The sequence below is a fragment of the Actinomyces sp. Z5 genome (genome assembly GCF_003287795.1).
GTDB lineage: Bacteria > Actinomycetota > Actinomycetes > Actinomycetales > Actinomycetaceae > Actinomyces > Actinomyces glycerinitolerans.
Genome location: NZ_QMIN01000109.1, coordinates 127,528 through 145,728, shown reverse-complemented (window position 1 = coordinate 145,728; position 18,201 = coordinate 127,528). Strand labels below are relative to the sequence as shown.

Annotated in this window: 16 protein-coding genes and 1 pseudogene; 12 read left to right on the top strand and 5 right to left on the bottom strand. The window is 67.5% G+C overall.

The features are described from left to right. Positions 1-652 precede the first annotated feature (652 nt). The 12 genes from DRB06_RS14815 (at position 653) to DRB06_RS14760 (ending at position 13,224) form a co-directional block, all read left to right on the top strand. Positions 653-1,429 carry a hypothetical protein gene (locus DRB06_RS14815; protein WP_234416153.1) on the top strand — a complete coding sequence of 259 codons (777 nt, stop codon included), beginning with the start codon at positions 653-655 and terminating at the stop codon, positions 1,427-1,429. A 1-nt stretch (position 1,430) separates the two neighbouring features. Then, positions 1,431-2,516, top strand: coding sequence for an HAD-IIA family hydrolase (locus DRB06_RS14810; RefSeq protein ID WP_111820358.1), 1,086 nt, complete (start codon positions 1,431-1,433; stop codon positions 2,514-2,516). Between the two features lie 37 nt (positions 2,517-2,553). Then, positions 2,554-2,736 (top strand): hypothetical protein, encoded by a 183-nt coding sequence (locus tag DRB06_RS14805; protein WP_073332686.1) that lies wholly within the window; start codon positions 2,554-2,556, stop codon positions 2,734-2,736. 23 nt (positions 2,737-2,759) lie between these two features. After that, positions 2,760-3,635, top strand: a complete 876-nt coding sequence (locus DRB06_RS14800; RefSeq protein ID WP_073332683.1) for a TlyA family RNA methyltransferase — start codon at positions 2,760-2,762, stop codon at positions 3,633-3,635. A gap of 170 nt (positions 3,636-3,805) precedes the next feature. Further along, complete coding sequence (locus tag DRB06_RS14795) at positions 3,806-4,690, top strand: NAD kinase (RefSeq protein ID WP_073332762.1); 885 nt, start codon at positions 3,806-3,808, stop codon at positions 4,688-4,690. Further along, positions 4,687-6,507, top strand: coding sequence for a DNA repair protein RecN (gene recN / locus DRB06_RS14790; RefSeq protein ID WP_111820357.1), 1,821 nt, complete (start codon positions 4,687-4,689; stop codon positions 6,505-6,507). Before DRB06_RS14795 ends, recN begins: the two co-directional genes overlap by 4 nt. A 56-nt stretch (positions 6,508-6,563) precedes the next feature. Beyond that, the gene (gene steA, locus DRB06_RS14785; RefSeq protein ID WP_073332678.1) at positions 6,564-7,805 is read left to right on the top strand and encodes a putative cytokinetic ring protein SteA; all 1,242 of its coding nucleotides are present in this window, start codon (positions 6,564-6,566) and stop codon (positions 7,803-7,805) included. Between the two features lie 17 nt (positions 7,806-7,822). Beyond that, the gene (locus DRB06_RS14780; RefSeq protein WP_073332676.1) at positions 7,823-8,746 is read left to right on the top strand and encodes a copper transporter; all 924 of its coding nucleotides are present in this window, start codon (positions 7,823-7,825) and stop codon (positions 8,744-8,746) included. A gap of 20 nt (positions 8,747-8,766) precedes the next feature. After that, the gene (locus DRB06_RS14775; RefSeq protein ID WP_111820356.1) at positions 8,767-9,690 is read left to right on the top strand and encodes a hypothetical protein; all 924 of its coding nucleotides are present in this window, start codon (positions 8,767-8,769) and stop codon (positions 9,688-9,690) included. 23 nt (positions 9,691-9,713) lie between these two features. Beyond that, complete coding sequence (gene murJ, locus DRB06_RS14770; RefSeq protein ID WP_111820355.1) at positions 9,714-11,366, top strand: murein biosynthesis integral membrane protein MurJ; 1,653 nt, start codon at positions 9,714-9,716, stop codon at positions 11,364-11,366. Continuing rightward, entirely contained in the window at positions 11,363-12,529 is a 1,167-nt protein-coding gene (locus DRB06_RS14765) for a glycosyltransferase family 4 protein (protein WP_111820354.1), read from the top strand. Before murJ ends, DRB06_RS14765 begins: the two co-directional genes overlap by 4 nt. A gap of 26 nt (positions 12,530-12,555) precedes the next feature. After that, complete coding sequence (locus tag DRB06_RS14760) at positions 12,556-13,224, top strand: NUDIX hydrolase (RefSeq protein WP_073332669.1); 669 nt, start codon at positions 12,556-12,558, stop codon at positions 13,222-13,224. A gap of 144 nt (positions 13,225-13,368) precedes the next feature. Here the strand turns inward: DRB06_RS14760 and DRB06_RS14755 are convergent, their stop codons facing one another. From DRB06_RS14755 to DRB06_RS14740, 5 genes and pseudogenes are all read right to left on the bottom strand, one after another. Beyond that, positions 13,369-15,450: a DUF6571 family protein gene (locus DRB06_RS14755; protein WP_111820353.1), complete on the bottom strand. Its 2,082-nt coding sequence runs from the start codon at positions 15,448-15,450 to the stop codon at positions 13,369-13,371. Positions 15,451-15,503: 53 nt separating this feature from the next. Continuing rightward, positions 15,504-15,824: a hypothetical protein gene (locus DRB06_RS15910; RefSeq protein ID WP_146750914.1), complete on the bottom strand. Its 321-nt coding sequence runs from the start codon at positions 15,822-15,824 to the stop codon at positions 15,504-15,506. Between the two features lie 66 nt (positions 15,825-15,890). After that, entirely contained in the window at positions 15,891-16,766 is an 876-nt protein-coding gene (locus tag DRB06_RS14750) for a hypothetical protein (RefSeq protein ID WP_258522286.1), read from the bottom strand. 165 nt (positions 16,767-16,931) lie between these two features. After that, positions 16,932-17,627 carry a hypothetical protein gene (locus DRB06_RS14745; RefSeq protein WP_108966883.1) on the bottom strand — a complete coding sequence of 232 codons (696 nt, stop codon included), beginning with the start codon at positions 17,625-17,627 and terminating at the stop codon, positions 16,932-16,934. 198 nt (positions 17,628-17,825) lie between these two features. After that, positions 17,826-18,201, bottom strand: a pseudogene (locus tag DRB06_RS14740) (hypothetical protein); the annotation flags it as partial.

Genomic DNA, 18,201 nt, shown 5'->3' with positions numbered 1-18,201 from the left:
GTAGGACACTGCCGGCACGCTCACGAACCCACACCCACAACCCGCACCCACCCCCCGGGGCCCTGGCCGGGGGGGCACACACCACACGCACACAACACGACACGACCCCACCAGACACCACCGGATGAGCTGGCGCTCATAGAAGCGCGCACCACATTTTCACGGGATCGCCATTGGAGCCGCCCACAGGTAGGGTTGGATCTCACGGCACGAAGCGCTAAGAGCGCCGGCCGACGAACGAGAAAGAAGGACCATGGCGTACGACAGGCGTGAGGACCGTTCCGGCTCCGGGAACCGCCGCGGTAGGGGTGGAGACCGGCACGGTTTCCGCCGTCGGGATGATGATCAACCGCGCGCACGCTCCGATCAGGGGCGTCGGCACGGGGCCGAGCGCCGGGGATCCGGTACGCAAGATGGTGATAGCCGCTATCGCGGCAACGGGCGTGGCCACAGGCATGACGATGGTCGCGGGCGCGGATATGGCGGCGGCGCACGTCGGCGTGAAGGCGGCTCCCGTCCGCCGCAGCGTTCGCGTGTACCCGAGCCTCCGGTGCCGTCCGAGGTACTCCCACAGAATCTTGAGGCTTCGGCCCGGCGCGAGCTGCGCTCATTGGGACGCGCAAACGCGGAGAACGTGGCTCGCCATCTGGTGATGGTGCAGCGCCTGCTGGACTCCGATCCCGAACTCGCATACCAGCACGCACGCTACGCGGCATCGCATGCCGGACGCGTGGCGGTGGTGAGGGAGTCAGCGGGTATCGCCGCCTACCTCTCCGGCCACTACAACGAGGCGCTGCGTGAGATCCGTGCCGCCAGGCGGCTTTCCGGTCTGGACCTGCACCGTGCCATCGAGGCCGACTGTGAACGCGCGCTGGGTCGCTACAACCAGGCACTAAAGGTCGCGCAAGAGGCCGACCCCAGGCAACTCGACGATCTCGAGGAGGCTGAACTCGCCATGGTGGTCTCCGGGGTACGCCATGACATGGGGCAGAGCGAGCTCGGGCTGGTTGTCATCGAAGAGGCGATCATGATGTTCCGCGGTGACCGCGAAACCCTGCGCCGCCTCCACTCCGTGCGCGCCGATCGGCTCGAGGAACTCGGCCGCGGCGACGAAGCGGCCAAGATCCGCAAGCGCATCGGCATTGGAGAAGAGCGCGAGCCAGCCGAAGAGGTCGAGGTCTACGACATCGAGGACGACTACGAAGAGGAGCAGCATGCCGCGACCACGGCCGACGCTCCGCAAGCAAGCGAGGAGCCGTCCGCCGCCCCGGAGCCGTCGGAAACCGCCGAGGTCGCCGAGTCTCGCGAGGCTTCAGACGCCGTCGGCGCCTCCGCCGGCGCTGACGACAGCACGGCACGCACGGATCCCGAGGCAGCCGAACCCGAGGCCGACGGCGCGACTACAGTCGCAGGACCGGCGGAGGACTGAAATGGCCGACGCGAAGAGCACTCTCCACGGGGACGCCTCCCAGTTCCTGCTCGGTAGCAGCCAGCCGCTGGCTACCGTCTACGACGTCGCCCTGCTCGACCTGGATGGTGTCTGCTTCGCCGGAGACGCCCGCGTACCTCACGCGGCCGAGGGTGCCAACGGCGCGCGCAACTACGGGATGCAACTGGTGTTCGTCACCAACAACGCCTCCCGTGCCCCACAGGCCGTGGTTGACAAGCTCGCGCGCAATGACATTACTGCCTTCACCGGCGAGGTCTTCTCCGCCGCCATGGATGCGGCTGCGCTGCTCCACGAGCACCTGCCCGACGGCGCCCCGGTCTTCGTCATCGGCGGCGAGGGATTGCGTCAGGCGCTGACCGACGAGGGCTTTACGGTCGTCGCCTCCGCGGACGACCAGCCCGCTGCCGTCGTACAGGGGTGGGACCCCGCGGTCGATTGGGCCATGATGTCCGAAGGCCTGTACGCCATAACCAACGGCGCCATACACGTCGCCACCAATCTGGACGCCACCCTGCCGACCGAGCGCGGCTTCGCCCTCGGCAATGGCAGCCTGGTTGCGGCGGTGGCCAATGCATCCGGGCACCAACCGCTCGCCGGCGGCAAGCCCTTCCCCGGCATCTACCAACGCGCACTGCGCCGTGCGGGAGGCACCCGGCCGCTCGCCGTCGGGGACCGGCTCAACACCGATCATGTCGGCGCCCGGGCGGCGGACATCCCCGGTTTGCATGTGCTCACGGGCGTCAGCACGGCCCGCGACGTGCTGCTGGCTTCCCCCGAGGAGCGGCCGACCTTCTTGCATACCGACCTGCGCGGCCTGCTGCAGCCCCACCCTGATCCCCTCCAGGTCAGTGTCGACGGCGAGACCTGGTGGCAGGTCGGTGACGAGCGATGGCATGTGAACGAGACGGGCATAGAAGGCCAGGCCGCAGGATTCCTTGACGCGGCGTCCGCCACCGTAACCCTCAACGCATACCGTGCGCTCGCCTGCGCGCTCTGGGAACACGCCGACGCCAACGCCGGCCGCACGGATGATGTGAACGTGCCCGAGCTCAGCGTCACCGCCTAAAGCACTGAGCCACAAACCACCTCTTAGGAACAGTCCGATGACTACCACTCCCAAACCGGCCCCGCGCCCCGGCCCCATACACGGTCGGGGACCCGCGCCGGAACTGGACTTGTCGGCTCGACTTGAGGCGGCTGCCGCCCTACCGCTGGCGGAACGTGCCGCCGAGCTCGCCGCCATCAATGAGGCACTCGCCTCCCAACTGCACCAGACCGAGAACTAACCCCAGAACCGACACCCAACCACATGGCACGACTGATCCGCATCGATTCCGAGCTGGTTCGGCGAGGGCTCGCCCGCTCACGCACCCACGCCGCCCGGCTCATCGACGACGGTCACGTCACTCTGGATGGCGTGGTGGTGACCAAACCTGCGCGACAGGTCAACCCCGCACAGGCGATCGAGATCATCGCCCCGGACACAGACGATTACGTCTCCCGGGGCGCCCACAAGTTGGCGGGGGCACTCGACGCGCTCACCGAGCGGGGTCTGGCACCGCGCATCAGGGGACGGCGCTGTCTGGATGCCGGCGCCTCCACCGGCGGCTTCACCGAGGTGCTGCTGCGACGCGGCGCCGCACATGTCGTCGCCGTCGACGTCGGCTACGGACAACTCGCCTGGTCATTGCGGAACGACCCGCGTGTGAGTGTGCTTGAGCGCACAAATGTACGCACGCTGCGGCCCGAGGTGGTCGCCCCGGCTCCCGAACTCGTCGTCGGCGACCTCTCCTTCATCTCTCTGACCACCGTGCTGCCGGCGCTGGTTGCCGCGGCCGCTCCGGACGCGGATCTCCTGCTCATGGTCAAACCCCAGTTCGAGGTCGGCAAACAGCGCCTCGGCCACGGGGGAGTGGTTCGCGACCCCGCCCTGCATGTCGAATCCGTGCTGAGCGTATGCGAATGCGCCCACACTCTCGGCCTGGGCATTGATGCGGTCACCGCTTCGCCGCTGCCCGGGCCCGCCGGAAATGTCGAGTATTTTGTGAACATGCATGCCGGACAGGCCGGCTCACCGACGGACCTGCACGGTCCGGCGCTGCGAGACGAGGCGCGCCGCGCCGTGGAGGCAGGGCCAGCCGGACACACGCAGCGTCGACGCCGCACGGAAGGAGGCGGAATATGACCACCGGAATCATCCCCGAGACCGCTCCTCAAGCCACGACTGAAACTCCAACCGAACCAAGTCAGGCCGCCTACACCGAGGCCGCGACTTCACCGGTGGGAGCCGCGGCACCGCCGGCCGTGGCGGCAATCAGCCCGACGCCGCAGTCTCAGCCGCGGCTGCGGCGCGTCATGGTCCTCCAGCGCGACCTGAACGACAAACCGGTCCCGCCGCACCGCAAGGCGGCCCCCACCGCCACGGCCGTCGCCCGGGCGGAGGCAGCACTGCGCTCCCATGGCGTCGAGCCCGTCGAGCCCGGATTCGAGGGCGACGTGGACCTGGTCCTGGTGATGGGCGGTGACGGAACCATCCTGCGTGCCAGCGAGGTCGCCCGCGACCGCGACGTGCCCCTACTGGGCATCAATACCGGCCACGTCGGCTTCCTCGCCGAGGCCGATCCGGACGCCGTGGAGCAGGTCGTCGCCGACCTGGTGGCCGGCCGGTACGTGGTCGACACCCGCATGACCATTGACGTGGAGGTACAGGCCCCCGATGGCTCGGTCACCCGCGACTGGGCGCTGAACGAGGCGGCCCTGGAGAAGCGGGATCGGGCCCGCATGGTCGAGGTCGCGGTCGGCGTGGACGGGCAGGCCGTGTCCTCCTTCGGTTGCGACGGGCTGGTCATGGCCACCCCCACCGGCTCCACCGCCTACGCCTACTCCGGTGGCGGCCCCGTCATCTGGCCCGAGGTGGAGGCGTTGCTACTGGTACCCCTGTCCGCACACGCCCTATTCACCCGCCCCCTGGTGGTGGGGCCCGACTCCCGCCTGGAGGTCGTCATCTACCACGCCGGCTTCGGCGGGGCCGAGGTGTGGTGCGACGGGCGCCGTTGCCTGGACGCCCCCACCGGTTCGCGCATCTGCGTCACCCGCGCGCAGCGCCCGGTGCGACTCGCCCGGCTGAACACAGCCCCCTTCGCCACGCGCCTGGTGCGCAAGTTCGACCTGCCCGTGGAGGGCTGGCGCAGCGCCGACGCGTCCGCCGCACTGCCCGGCCGGGACGGCGACGCGCGGTGATCGAGTCTCTACACATCGAGAACCTCGGGGTGATTGAGCAGGCCGATCTGCTGCTCAGTCCCGGGCTGACCGCCCTGACCGGGGAGACGGGCGCCGGCAAGACCATGGTGCTCACCTCCCTCGGGCTGCTACTGGGACAGCGTGCCGAGGCGACCAGCGTGCGTACCGGCGCCGATCGAGCCCTGGTAGAGGGCGCCTTCGTATTGTCCCCCGCTTCCCGTGCCGCATCCCGCGCGGTCGAAGCCGGAGCCGAGCTCGACGACGACCTGCTGCTGGCCTCGCGCACCGTACCGGCCTCGGGCCGCTCCCGCGCCCACCTGGGAGGCCGCGCCGTACCCTCAGCGGTCCTGGCCGACGTCGGCGCCCGACTCGTATCCGTACACGGGCAGGCCGATCAGTTGCGTCTGCGCTCCGCCTCCGCCCAGCGGGCCGCCCTCGACGGCCTGGGCGGACCGGACCACGCCGCCCTGTGCCGTCGCTACGCCGAGGCCTATCGGGCCAGAACCGACGCCTCCACCGCCTTGGAGCAGTGGCGGGCCGGGGCCGAAGCGCGCCGGGTCGAGGCCACCGACCTGCGGCGTTGGCTCGAGCAACTGGAGGAGCTCGCCGCCCAACCGGGGGAGGACGTTGCCCTGACCGCCGAGGCCGAGCGGCTGGACCATGCCGAGGACCTGCGCCGCGCCGCCACCGCCGCTCGCATCGCGCTTGCCGGCGAGGAGGACGGGGCCGCGGCCGACGTCCCGGACGTGGCGGCCCTGATTGCCTCCGCCGACCGTGCTCTGGCGCATGTAGCCGGCGTGGACCCCGCCCTGACCGCCCTGGCCGAGCGCCTGCACCAGCTCGGTATCGACGCGGCGGACCTGTCCGGCGAGCTGGCCGAATACTTGGCCAGACTGGACGCCGACCCCGCCCGCCTCGCCTGGGTGCAGGACCGCCGCGCCGAACTCGCCCGGGCCTGCCGGGAGATCGGGGGCCCTACCGTCGAACTCGACGACGTCGACGCCCTGCTTGCCTGGGGCCAGTCCGCCGCCGCTCGCCTGGATGAGCTCGAAGGTCCCCACGGCACCGCCGAGACTCTGACCGCGCAGCTTGCTGCGGCGGAAGCAGCCCTGGTGAGCCTCGCCGACGAGCTGACGACCGCCCGCCGGGACCTGGCCGAGCGGATGCAGGAGGCGGTCAACGCCGAGCTGGCCGGCTTGGAGATGAAAGGCGCTCGCTTCGTCGTCGACCTGCAGCCGCGCGACGCCCCCGGCCCCACCGGCGCCGAGAACGTCGCCCTGCTGCTGATTTCTCATCCCGGAGCGCCTGCACTGCCCCTGGGCAAGGGGGCCTCCGGGGGTGAACTGTCACGTATCATGCTGGCCTTGGAGGTCGTCCTGGCCGATGCCGCCCCCGGCGGTGCGCCACTCGATGCTGCGGACGGGGCGCCAATACACCACCAGCGCACCTTCGTCTTCGACGAGATCGATGCCGGTGTCGGCGGTCGCGCCGCTCGCGAGATCGGACGGCGCCTGGCGCGACTCGCCCGCCGCTACCAGGTGGTAGTGGTCACGCACCTCGCCCAGGTTGCCGCCTGGGCGGACACCCAGCTGGTCGTGCGCAAGGAGACCGCGCCCGCCAATGCGGGCAACACGGCTGTTTCGCAGCACACCGGGGAAGACCAACCGACCGTGCGCACCCGCGTCGAAGCCGTAACCGGCTCGGCTCGGGTACGCGAGCTCGCTCGCATGCTCTCCGGCCACGAGGACTCCGAGGCGGCCCTCCGGCATGCCGCTGAGTTGATCGCCGAGGCCCACGTGGCACAATCCCAGTCGTGAGGTTTCCGTTTCCGTTCCGCAAGCAGGCCCCGCCGGCATCTGACCGTCCCAGCGGCATGGTGCGGGTGGACGCGCGCACCAAGAAACTCACCAAACGCCTCCAAACCGGGGACATCGCCGTTATAGACCATGTGGATCTGGACCGGGTGGCGGCGGAGGCACTGGTTGAGTGCAAGCCGATGGCGGTGCTGAATGCGGCCCCCTCCGTCTCCGGCCGCTACCCGAACCTGGGGCCCGGCATCCTGATCGACGCCGGGATTCCACTCGTCGACGACCTCGGCCCCGACGTTATGCGGCTGCACGACGGGCAGCGCGTGACCATCGACCTCGACCCCGAGTCCGAGCACGCCGGGGCCGTGCACGTGCAGGGCCGGGGCACTCACCGCCACCACCGGCTCGATCAGGCGGACGCCGGCGAAACCGAGCCCGATGCGCGTGCCGACTCCACCATCCTCGCCGAGGGCACTATCCAGACCCGCGAGAGCATTGACGCACTCATGGAGTCCGCCAAAGAGGGACTGTCGGTTCAATTGGAGGCCTTCGCCGCCAACACCATGGAGTACATGCGCGGTGAACGCGACCTGCTCCTAAACGGCGTCGGCATGCCGGACATTCGCACTTCCATGTCCGGCAGACACGTGCTGGTCGTGGTGCGCGGCTACTCCTACAAGGAGGACCTCCAGGCCCTCAAGCCCTACATCCGCGACTACAAGCCCGTCATCATCGGCGTCGACGGCGGCGCGGACGCGGTCCTGGAGGCCGGACTCAAGCCGGATATGATCGTCGGGGACATGGACTCGGTGTCCGACAAGGCGCTGACCTCCGGCGCCGAGATCATCGTCCACGCCTACCGCGATGGGCGCGCCCCCGGCCTCAAACGGGTCGAGGACCTCGGCGTGGAACACACTGTTTTCGCCGCCACCGGCACCAGCGAGGACATCGCCATGCTGATCGCCGATGAAGCGGGTGCCGAACTCATCGTCGCCCTGGGCACCCACGCCACCCTGCTGGAGTTCCTCGACAAGGGGCGCGCCGGCATGTCCTCAACCTTCCTGACTCGCCTGAAGGTCGGCGGACGGCTGATCGACGCCAAGGGCGTATCCCGCCTGTACCGCACGCGCATCTCCGGCTGGCAGCTGGGACTGCTGGCGCTGGCGGGCCTGGTCGCCCTGTTCGTCGCCCTCGCCTCCACCCCCGCGGGCCAGACCTTCCTGGGACTGTCCGGCGCCGTATGGGACGATCTGGTCAACTTCTTCCGGTCCCTGGTTGGACTCACTCCGAACACACCCTCCGTCTGAGCAGTACAGGATCCTTCATGATCGACTTCCGCTACCACCTGGTCTCGCTCATCTCCGTCTTTCTGGCTCTCGCCGTAGGCGTCGTCCTGGGTGCCGGGCCGCTGCAAAACTCCCTCGGCACGGCACTGAACGACCAGGTCAGTTCCTTGCGGGCGGACCGCAACGACCTTCAATCCCGGCTGGAGCAGACCGAGGCGGCGGTCAATGACCGCGACGACTACATCACCTCCGCGGCCGACTCCCTGCTGCCCGGGGCGCTGGACGGGCGCAGCGTCGCCGTCGTCCTCATGCCCGAGGCCGAGGGCGACGACATCGACCAGGTCGTCACCGAAATCGAAACCGCCGGCGCCACCATCACCGGCCGGGTCACCCTGACCAGCGCCTGGGCCGAGACCGCCCGCGAGTCCTTCCGCTCCACCTACTCCGGCCAGTTCGGTCCCTACCTGGACGACGTGGCCGCGGACGGCAACGCCGTCCTCGGGCAGGGGCTGGCCACCGCGCTGACCCAAGAGGGGGAGGACGCCACGGCCCTGATGGAACTACTCACCGCCTCCGACACCCCACTGGTCACCGTCGATGCGCAGCCCTCCGCTCCGGCCGACATGATCGTAGTGATCGGCCCGCGGACCGTTGCCGCCGCGGATGGCAGCGAGCCGACCGCACAGGCCACACCGGAGCAGGACGTCGCCGCCTGGACCTCCGCACTGACCGGTGCCGCGTCGACCGCCACCACCGTGGTGGTCGGCGCCGGCGACGCCGCGGCTGACATCGTGACGGCGCTGCGCAATGCCGAGGCGCCGGTAACCACGGTGGACTCCATCGGGCAGGCCACCGCGGCCGTGTCCACCCCACTGGCGCTGGCCGCCACCGCCACGGGCACGGTGGGCAGCTACGGCTTCGACGACGGCGCGGATGCCGTCATCCCGCCCATCTCCCGCTGACGCCGATTACGCTTGCAGCCATGACGCGACCCACGCCGACGTCGGACGGCTCCTGCTGCGGCCCCGCAATCGTCGCGGCCGCCTCCGCGATCACCACCGCGGCCGTATCCGCCGCCCTGGGACGCGCAGGTTCCCGGTTGCGGCGTCGCCTCGAACGTACGAACTTCCACGGTCGCGCTGTCAGCCTGCGCGGCGGCGTGGGCGCTGCGGCCGGTGCCGCCGCGGCCGGTGCTTGCGCGGGACGCCTCCTGTACGACGCTAACGTGCCCGCCGGCGCCAACGTCGCGATCGCGGCCGTGACCGCGACCACAGCCGCTGGCGCTGCGGGGCTGGTCGATGACCTCGACGCCGGCGCGCACGACGGCGACGCCCCCGCCAAGGGCCTGCGGGGACACCTGGCGGCACTGCGCCGCGGACACGTCACCACCGGCGCCCTCAAGGTTGCGGGGATCGGCGCCGGGGCGTTGGTGGCCGGCGGCCTGATCACTCGCGGGAGAACCCAAGCCGGTGCGCTGACAGCGGTGGCGGACGCCGCCGCCAACGCCGTCGTCATCGCGTCCTGGGCCAACCTGCACAATCTGCTGGACCTGCGCCCCGGCCGCGCCCTGAAGGCGGCCGTGCTGACCGCGGTGCCGCTGCTGGTCGACCGGCGTCCGAGCGCCGCCGCCGGTCGCGCCCTGGCCGCCGGCACCCTCGGGGTAGCCGGGGCGGCCCTGCCGGAGGACCTGGGGGAGACGACCATGCTGGGGGACACCGGCGCCAACGCCGTGGGTGCCCTGGTGGGAACGGCCCTGGCCGCCCACCCCCGTGTCGGCGTGCGGGTGGCGGCAGCTCTGGCCGGGACGGGGCTGGTCCTGGCCAGCGAGCGGGTTTCCTTCACCCGGGTGATCGAGGGCAACCGCTTCCTGTCCGCCGTCGACCGCTGCGGACGCCGGACCTCGTGACCGGCAAGAAGCCGACGACAGTCGTGTCCGCGCAAGCCGCTCCCGCCGTCACCGGCCCCCGGCGGGCGGTCCTGGGGGCAGCCGGCGGCGTCGCCGGACTCACCCTGGTCTCACGTGCGCTCGGCTTCCTCCGCTGGATCGTGCAGGCGACCACGGTGGGAGCCGGCACGGTGGCCGGTGCCTACGCCACCGCCAACCAGGTACCCAACGTGCTGTACGAGGTGGTGGTCGGCGGGGCACTGGCCGCAACGGTGGTCCCGCTGCTGGCCGCCCCGATCAGTGCCGGACGCGATCATGACGTGGCCCGCACCGCCTCCGCACTGCTCACCCTGGTTCTCCTGGTACTGACCCCACTGGCCGTGATCCTGGCTGCTTGTGCGGTCCCGATCGCCGGCTGGTTCCCCGTCTCCCAGGGCGTGGATCCCGGCCTCCAGCGGGACCTGGTGGCGGCGTTCCTGCGCATGTTCGCCGCGCAGATCCCCCTATACGGCATTGGTGTGGTGCTCACCGGCGTGCTGCAGGCCCACGGCCGCTTCACCTGGCCGGCTCTGACTCCGGTCCTGTCCAGCCTGGTGGTGATCGCCACCTACGCGGTCTACGGGACTCTGGCCGACGGCGCGGAGACGGCCTCACCGGTGGCACTGCAGCTACTCGGATGGGGCACCACGCTGGGGGTGGTCGCACTGTCCCTGCCATTGCTGTGGCCCGTACACCGCCTGGGTGTGAGCCTGCGGCCCACCCTGAGCCTGGGGCGCGCCGAAGCGGCCAGGGCACTGCGTCTGGGGGGCGCCGGGGTGTGGACGCTGCTCGCCCAGCAGCTCAGCGTCCTGGCTGTGCTGGCGCTCGCCCGCGCCGGCGGAAACACCGGCACCGTCGCCGTCTACCAGTACACGCAGGCTGTGTACGTGCTGCCCTATGCAGTGCTGGTCGTCCCGGTCGCCACCGTCATCTACCCGCGGTTGGCCGCTGCCTTCACTCGCGCCGACGGCGACGCGCTCCCGCTGACCGCCCGCTCCACCGCGTTGGTTACCGGCGTGGCCGTGGCCGGGGCGGGCATGCTGCTGGCTGCCGCCGACGGCGCCGAACGCTTCTTCGCTTTGTTGGCCGACGTGGGCGGTATGGGGGCCTCTCTGGCCCTGCTGGCACCGGGCCTGGTCGGTTACGCCCTCATTTACCAGGTCACTCGGGCGCTGTACGCCGCCGACCGGGCCCGTGGGGCCGCGTGTGCCGCGGCTGCCGGCTGGCTCACGGTCTCGTTGGCGTCCTGGGCGGCAGTGCGGCTGCTGGCTCCGCACGGCGGAGACGGGGTGGCCACGCTCAAGGGCCTGGCCCTGGGCACGACCATCGGCATGTGTGTGGCCGGCATCGGGCTGCTGGCTGCGCTGGCCTGCCGTATGGGGGTGCGGGTGCTGGCCCCGACGGCGCGCGTACTGGCATTGACGCTGCCCGTCGCCGCCGTGGCCGGGTTCGCCTGCAACTGGCTCAGCCGCCAGCCCGAAACCGTCGCCGGCGGGGTGGCCGTGGCGCTGGCCGGAGCCCTGTTCACCGCCGCGGCGACCGGGGCCGCCACATGCGTGGTGGACCGCGAACTGCTGGCCGCTCTGCGCCGCCCCGCGCATCCGGACACCGGCGTTCGCGGCGCAGGTGGAGCACCTGAGTCACAGGAGACGAAATGAGCCTGCCTAACGACACCCCATCAACCGCCCCGGATACCTCTCCCGCGGAGTCGGGGGAGGCACGGACCCGGCTGCGCATTTTGGAGGTTTCCGGCAGTGCCGCCGGCGGCATGCGCGCCCACGTCGCCGAGTGCGCCAGAATTCTGGCCGGGGCGGGACACGACGTGATTGTGGAGGCACCGGCCGACGTGCTGGATGGCGCCGACTTGGGACAGGCACGGGCCGAGCTGCTGACGATCGGCGCACGTCCCGCACCCGGTGACGGCGTCGTCGTGGCCCGCCTACGTCGACTTGGCCGCCGCGCCGATGTGGTTCACGCCCACGGGCTGCGCGCCGGTGCCCTGGCGGCGCTGGCCCTGGGCGGGCCGCGACGGGGCCGGGCCCGTCTGGTAGTGACCATCCACAACCTCCCCGTCGGGGGGCGCCTAACCACCGTCGTCGGGAACCGGCTGGAGCAGCTGGTGGCCGGGCGCGCCGACCACATACTCGCGGTCAGCCCGGATCTGGCCGAGCGTCAGCGCAGCCGCGGCGCGCAGCGTGTCGAGCTCGCCGTCATCCCCGCGCCTCGGCGCAATACCGAGGGCCTGGCCCCGCGCGCCTCCTCCGTCGAGTCCGCCTGGCGGGGCGCCCCCACGCGGATCCTCACGGTGGCTCGGCTGGCCCCGCAGAAGGGTCTGGACCTGCTGCTGGACACTGCGGCCCTGCTGGCGACGCCCGCCGTATCCGACACCGCGGCAACAGACTTGGTGTGGGCGGTCGCCGGCGAGGGACCGGGACGGGCAGCCGCCGAGGCCCGTATCCACGCCGAGTCATTGCCCGTGAACCTGCTGGGCCGGCGGGAGGACATGCCCGCGCTGATGGAAGCGGCCGACGTCGTCGTGCAGACCAGCCTGTGGGAGGGACAGCCCATCGCGCTGCAAGAGGCCATGCAGGCGGGCGCTGCGATCGTCGCCACCGACGTCGGCGGGACCGCCGCCACCGCCCACGGCGGCGCGATCCTGGTACCGCCGCAGCCGCAGGCCCTGGCCGACGCGATCACCGGGTTGCTAGCCGACGCCGAAGCCCGCGCGCAGGCGCGGGAACGAGCTCGACAGGCGGCCGAACTCCTGCCCGACGAAGCCGATCTGCGGGCACAACTGCAAGCCGTCGTCGCCCACCGCTGAAACGCCGAGAATCGGAGGAGAGAACAGTGAATCGAGAAAGTCTCAGGGACACCCACGATCTGACACGCCGCGTCGTGAGCCACGAGCGCGCCTGGTCGGGGCCGATCTTCGCCGTCGACGATGACTCGGTGATACTGGGTGACGGGCTCGCCCCGGTGCGGCGGCAGACGGTCGCCCACCACGACGCCGTGAACATCGTGGCGCTGCGGGAGGGGAATGACTCGTCGCAGCCGGATGCGGCCGCCGAGATCCTCATGGTGCGCCAGTACCGCCACCCCGTGCGGGCCATGCTGTGGGAGATCCCGGCCGGGTTACTGGATGTGCCGGGGGAGCAGCCGCTGGCCGCGGCGCAGCGCGAACTCGCCGAGGAGACCGACTACGCCGCCGCCCGCTGGGACGTGCTGGTCGACTCCTACGCCTCACCCGGATTCACCACCGAGGGGGCACGGTCCTTCCTCGCGCGTGAACTCACACTACTGCCGGCGGAGGAGCGGATTCCCCGAGAGGCCGAGGAGGCCGAGTTCGAGCCCACCTGGGTGCGTTTCGACGACGCCGTGGACGCGGTCATGCACGGCCTGCTGCACAACCCCTCCACCGTCATCGGGATTCTCGCCGCCGCACGCGTGCGCGACCTCGGTTACACGGGCCTGCGGCCCGCCGACGCCGCCTGGCTGCGGAGCCCGGAGAGTCTGTGAAGGCGCGCAACCGGCGGATGGTGTCATAACGGACTACGACTTTAAGCTGGAGAATGTCCTGGTGTTGGTTCACACGGCCAAGTCGGCCCGCGGAGGGCGAAGCTCGTGTGTCGGTCCTCCGTCCTCGCCATGGGGTAATCACCATTAGTCTTTTTTGATCTCGATCGCACCGGCTTCGCCTTTCGCGCCATCCTCCCCTAAGATCCTGGCTTGCCCTCTGTTAATACCGGTATCGATAGCTGTCTCCGTATCGATGATTATGTTGTCCGGGTCATGATCATCTCGTTTGATGTCAGTGGCCCAGTTGTGGACCTGATCGTTCTGATCGTCGGTCGGGGGCACATCGAGGTTGAAACTGGTGGTGCCATCATCGTTGGTGACACACCACGTGTAGGACTCGTGAGTGTATTCATCCTGGCAGTACTCGGGGTTGAAGGCATCGGGGTCAGTTATGAGTCCTTGGTTGACGGCTTCTGCGTACGCCTGAGTTTCAAGTGTGGTACGAGTGTTGGGGAGAGGGTCGTCGAATTCGGGCAACTCGTCCGAGGCGACCAAGTCGACTAAGGGCTTGGCCACGGTGCTGCCGATTCTGTAAGACCAAGGTGGCTTGGGGCCTCCCACAATGGTGGTTGCCAATGTGAACCCTAAGCCTATTGCCTTCTCGGCGGCCTCATGTTCCGCTGTTGCTGCATCTTCCAGGTCCGTCAGGCGCACGCTGCCAATCGCGTTGAGGTACCCGTATACGGTCCCGGCATCATGATACTTGCTCTTCAGGCTGGAGGCATCTTCGACGTTGGAATGGTCTTCCAATGCGGCGTCGGTGAATGCAGTGTATATGGTGGTGGAGGCGACCTCATTGTCGATGACTCTGTAGATGAGCGTGGTGTACAGGTCGGTGTCCGTATAGTCACGATTCCCGTCGGTATGCAGGTCCAGTCCTTCTGGCGATCCACCATCGGCGATCTTGAGGCCCTGATCAGACGTGTTGGCAATCACTACAGACAAGTTCTCCTTCATAGTATCGGTGTAGTCATCAAAAGGCACGTCGTAGGCGAACTCCATAGATCTAGAGATGACCCAGGTTGCAGCGGCCGCCTTCCCGGAATCTTCACTACCGCGCATGGAGGAGGCGCTTGCCATCGTTGCGGTGAGGACGTTGAGTCCGTTGCTCTGACCCGGATAACGGGTGCTGAGCATTTCCCACCGCGTTTCTGCCTGCTTGCCTGGTTCCCACTGCCCATACTTAATCTCGCCGTCAGCGCTGAGATACATTAAGGCGGCCTCGGGGTTGTTTCCCATTGCGTACAGGACGCCAGATAACGGGTCAAAGGAGTGTCCATCCAAATACGAGCCGAGTCGCTGTCTTGCGTAAGAAGATGCCTCGGCGTCTTGGATGTCACGGGTCGCGGAGACAGATCGGACTGTATTCCAGTCAATTTCCTCAAGGTTATCGGCGAGGGCGTTGAGGAAAGTGCTATTGAACTCAAGGTCGCTTACATGGTCGTCGTCGGCGTCGTGCCCTCCAACGATGGCGTTAAGTACGGTTATGCGACCCCACTCGCCTACGCCGTCAACGGATTCGGCGATGGTTGTGGCCATCGATTCGCACATATCGTCGTCCCATCTGGTGGACGCAGAGGCCAAGAGTACGCCTAGGAGATCAGCGAGTTCGTCGGCGTTGTCTTTGCTGGAAGCAACATGGGTGTTTGAGGCAACATCGAGTGGAAGTTGAGTGAGGTTCTCTGGTCCTATGGCGTTGATCAGCGCGGCAGCGTAGGCGGGATCGTCAGATCGTCCCCGTATGGCTTCTATGATCTGGCTGTACGAACGACCGTTTGATTTGGTCATGTATGGGCCGGTGACAGTTTGCAGATCGTGCGCGTCGATGGTGGCTTGTGACCAAGCGGCCAGGTCGTCGATCGTGTTGATGGTGGTCTCGTCGGGAACCTCGCAGCTGATATCCCCGTGCGCGTTCATACTGCCGACGCCGGACTCGTTTACCGCGACGATCGCGTCTTTGGCATTCTCCAGATCATCTGCCCTGCTTCTGACGCAGTCGATCGCACCTCTTGCGTCGGTCCGAAAATCGGAAAGATCCATAGGATCATGCTCATCCGCGCACTTGTTGTCTATGCTGGTGACGGCGGCGGCGCAGGAGTTTGAGAAATCACGTAGGTCTTGAATCGCGGTTGCCAATTTGTCGGCGTTCAGAATGACTACAGCCATGAGTATGTCGCCCTCTTATTTGTTCTTGGTGTCGGTTGCTTGTTTCGTCATAGCTAGTTGGGCCATTCGGCTGCTGGGTCACTCTCGTCGATGTCCTCGGGCAAAGAGTTCTTTTGCTCGTTAATCGCGTCTAGCAGATTACTGAATATGCTATCGACCGCATCAACATCGAGTTTGGTGTCTTCAGCCGAAGTATCCGCCAATGGGCCGGCCCATGTATCAGGGGCGTTGATGGCGGAGCCGTGCTCCTGCCCCGGTGAGGATGTCCACGGCAACCATGAAGGTGCATTTGTGGAGAATCCCAACTCGGAGTTCTTTCGCGAGACGTGTCCGCTCAGACGTTCAAGCGCCTCACGCTTCGGATTGGTAACCATTATAACTGCCTCCATTTAGAACGGGCGTTGGCTCGAGCTGTTTCATTACGGTTGAGTCCAGAAGGTTCATGGTTGTTTGGTTGGTTGGGTGTTGAGGGTTTGGATTTCAGCGACGGGGATGGTGGTGGTTGTGGATGTGGTGTGGGTGTCCATGGTTCCGGTGGCGCCGTCGGTGGCGGTGTAGGTGATCGCGTAGGACACTTTGATGTCTACCGGGGTGACGCTGTTCTTGAAGTGTGCGCTGGACCGGTTGAAGATGATCTTGCAGTCGGTGCCCTTGGCGTCGTTCTCTTCAGTCCAGGGGATGCCGAAGCCGGTGCACTTGGCGGTGCCATCATCGGGCTGCAGGGTCAGCATGGAGGCGGTGGCGGTGATCGTGGCGGTCGTCGACCCAGCGGTGGCGGTCACGGTCACTTCCTTGGGGGTGTCGCCGGTGGCCCAAACCCAGGTATCCATGCCCACGATCGTGGCCCCCACATCCCCGACGCTGGGGTTGTAGCCGATCGTGGCGGTCGGGATCGTCACCGCATCCCACGCCGCCCGCGCCAACGTCGCCCCATCGATCACCGGCTCCGGAGGAACCCCGCCAGCAGGAACCCACATGGCGGAGGCGGTGAGCATCCATATTTGAGTGAATGCTCTGAACTCACCGGGCTTGTCTCCCCGGTAGTACCGGTAGTCGCATGTCGGCGTATACCAGTGGCCGTCGGCGTCACCGGCATGGTCCTCATACCCGTCGTATTTGCGCCCGAGCCACTCTTTCACGAACTGCGAGTCGTAGGAGTCAATCTCCTGCGCCAGATCAGCGCCGGTCTTGTCCTGCTCGTACCAGCACACCGGATGCACCGTAGTAGTCGCCGACTGCGGAGACGCCACACCGCCACCACCGCTGGAGCCGGAACCATCCGCCGCAGCCGACGTGTACTGGGCGGTAACCGTCATAGTCACCGAACCATCCTCGCTAGCGGACACCGAGCCGGAAGACGAACCAGAACCATTGTCTGATCCCTTAAACGCCAATGCGGTAGGAGCTCCAACGACCGATAGTACAAGAGAAAGTGCGACTGCAACGAAAGCGACCGGCAATCGTGTGTGTGGCATCATGATTTAAGCCACGCATTCATTGTCGGATAGTGTAGACTCCTCCGAGTCTTTCCAAGTTCCGTCTTCGTAGATCATGGTAACCAAGATCTCGTAGCGCCCCTGGAGCGTTTCAGGATTACTGACGTCGTTGCCGTCAGAGTCGTAAGCCGCAAGATCCGACTGATCGGAGCATGTAAGAACCTGCGCTTGGATGGGGCTCAAGGCGAACACCTCCTTAACCGATATGCGCACAGTTCCTTCGATAGTCTGTCCGAGGGAAGATTCGTAGTTGTCTTTGATTACCTGGTAAAGGTCTGCGGTAACTAGGGGTTCGGCGTTTTCGACGCCGGTGCCGGTGAACCAGATGTTCCAGGTCACCTCGTCGTAGTTGACGAAGGCCTTGAGGACCTCGGTCTGCTGCTCATTCAGGCCCTCCGGGATCGACGTGATCACATGCCGCTCGGTTGACAGCGACTCCGCCGTCACCACACCCGCCGCCTCCGCAGAAGCCACAGCCGACGCGGACGCCTCAGCAGCGGCAGCGGACTCAGACGCCTCCGCCGACGCCGCCGCCTCCGGATCGTAGGTCGGGATATTCAAGGGGGTGTCGTCCGAGTCGGAGGAGCATGCGGCGAGGGGTGTGCTTGCTAGCAGCAGGGTCAGCAGGCCTGCTGTTAGGCGGTGGTGGGGCCGGTTAGCCGTGGGAACTTGAGATTGCATGCTGGGTGGTCTTTCTTGGTGGCAGGGTGGCGGTGCTGGTGGTACTTGTCGTCTGGGTTGGTTGCAGTGTCAGTTGGTGGGTGTGGGTGAGGGCAGGGGTGTGGGGTAAGACATCAGTGGTCAGGTCCTTTCAAAGTGTTCGAGCGAAACAGGCCGGCGGAACGAGGCCCGGCCCACCAACATCAACCATCCTGGGTTTCATGGTTGTTTGGTTGGTTGGGTGTTGAGGGTTTGGATTTCAGCGACGGGGATGGTGGTGGTTGTGCTGGTGGTGTGGGTGTCCATCGATCCCGAAGCGCCGTCGGTGGCGGTGTAGGTGATCGCGTAGGACACCTTCACATCCACCGGGGTGACGCTGTCCTTGAAGTGCGCGCTGGACCGGTTGAACACGATCTTGCAGTCGGTACCCTTGGCGTCGTTCTCCTCAGTCCAGGGGATGCCGAAGCCGGTGCAGGTGGCGGTGCCGTCCTTGGGCTGGAGGGTCAGCATGGAGGCGGTGGCGGTGATTGTGGCGGTCGTCGACCCCGCGGTGGCGGTCACGGTCACTTCCTTCGGTGTGTCGCCGGTGGCCCAC

Bases quoted from the DNA above. Each gene is read 5' to 3' on its own strand.
- DRB06_RS14815 (WP_234416153.1), top strand. From the start codon at position 653: ATGGTGCAGCGCCTGCTGGACTCCGATCCCGAACTCGCATACCAGCAC.
- DRB06_RS14810 (WP_111820358.1), top strand. From the start codon at position 1,431: ATGGCCGACGCGAAGAGCACTCTCCACGGGGACGCCTCCCAGTTCCTG.
- DRB06_RS14805 (WP_073332686.1), top strand. From the start codon at position 2,554: ATGACTACCACTCCCAAACCGGCCCCGCGCCCCGGCCCCATACACGGT.
- DRB06_RS14800 (WP_073332683.1), top strand. From the start codon at position 2,760: ATGGCACGACTGATCCGCATCGATTCCGAGCTGGTTCGGCGAGGGCTC.
- DRB06_RS14795 (WP_073332762.1), top strand. From the start codon at position 3,806: ATGGTCCTCCAGCGCGACCTGAACGACAAACCGGTCCCGCCGCACCGC.
- steA (WP_073332678.1), top strand. From the start codon at position 6,564: ATGGTGCGGGTGGACGCGCGCACCAAGAAACTCACCAAACGCCTCCAA.
- DRB06_RS14780 (WP_073332676.1), top strand. From the start codon at position 7,823: ATGATCGACTTCCGCTACCACCTGGTCTCGCTCATCTCCGTCTTTCTG.
- DRB06_RS14775 (WP_111820356.1), top strand. From the start codon at position 8,767: ATGACGCGACCCACGCCGACGTCGGACGGCTCCTGCTGCGGCCCCGCA.
- DRB06_RS14765 (WP_111820354.1), top strand. From the start codon at position 11,363: ATGAGCCTGCCTAACGACACCCCATCAACCGCCCCGGATACCTCTCCC.
- DRB06_RS14755 (WP_111820353.1), bottom strand. From the start codon at position 15,450: ATGGCTGTAGTCATTCTGAACGCCGACAAATTGGCAACCGCGATTCAA.
- DRB06_RS15910 (WP_146750914.1), bottom strand. From the start codon at position 15,824: ATGGTTACCAATCCGAAGCGTGAGGCGCTTGAACGTCTGAGCGGACAC.
- DRB06_RS14750 (WP_258522286.1), bottom strand. From the start codon at position 16,766: ATGACGGTTACCGCCCAGTACACGTCGGCTGCGGCGGATGGTTCCGGC.
- DRB06_RS14745 (WP_108966883.1), bottom strand. From the start codon at position 17,627: ATGCAATCTCAAGTTCCCACGGCTAACCGGCCCCACCACCGCCTAACA.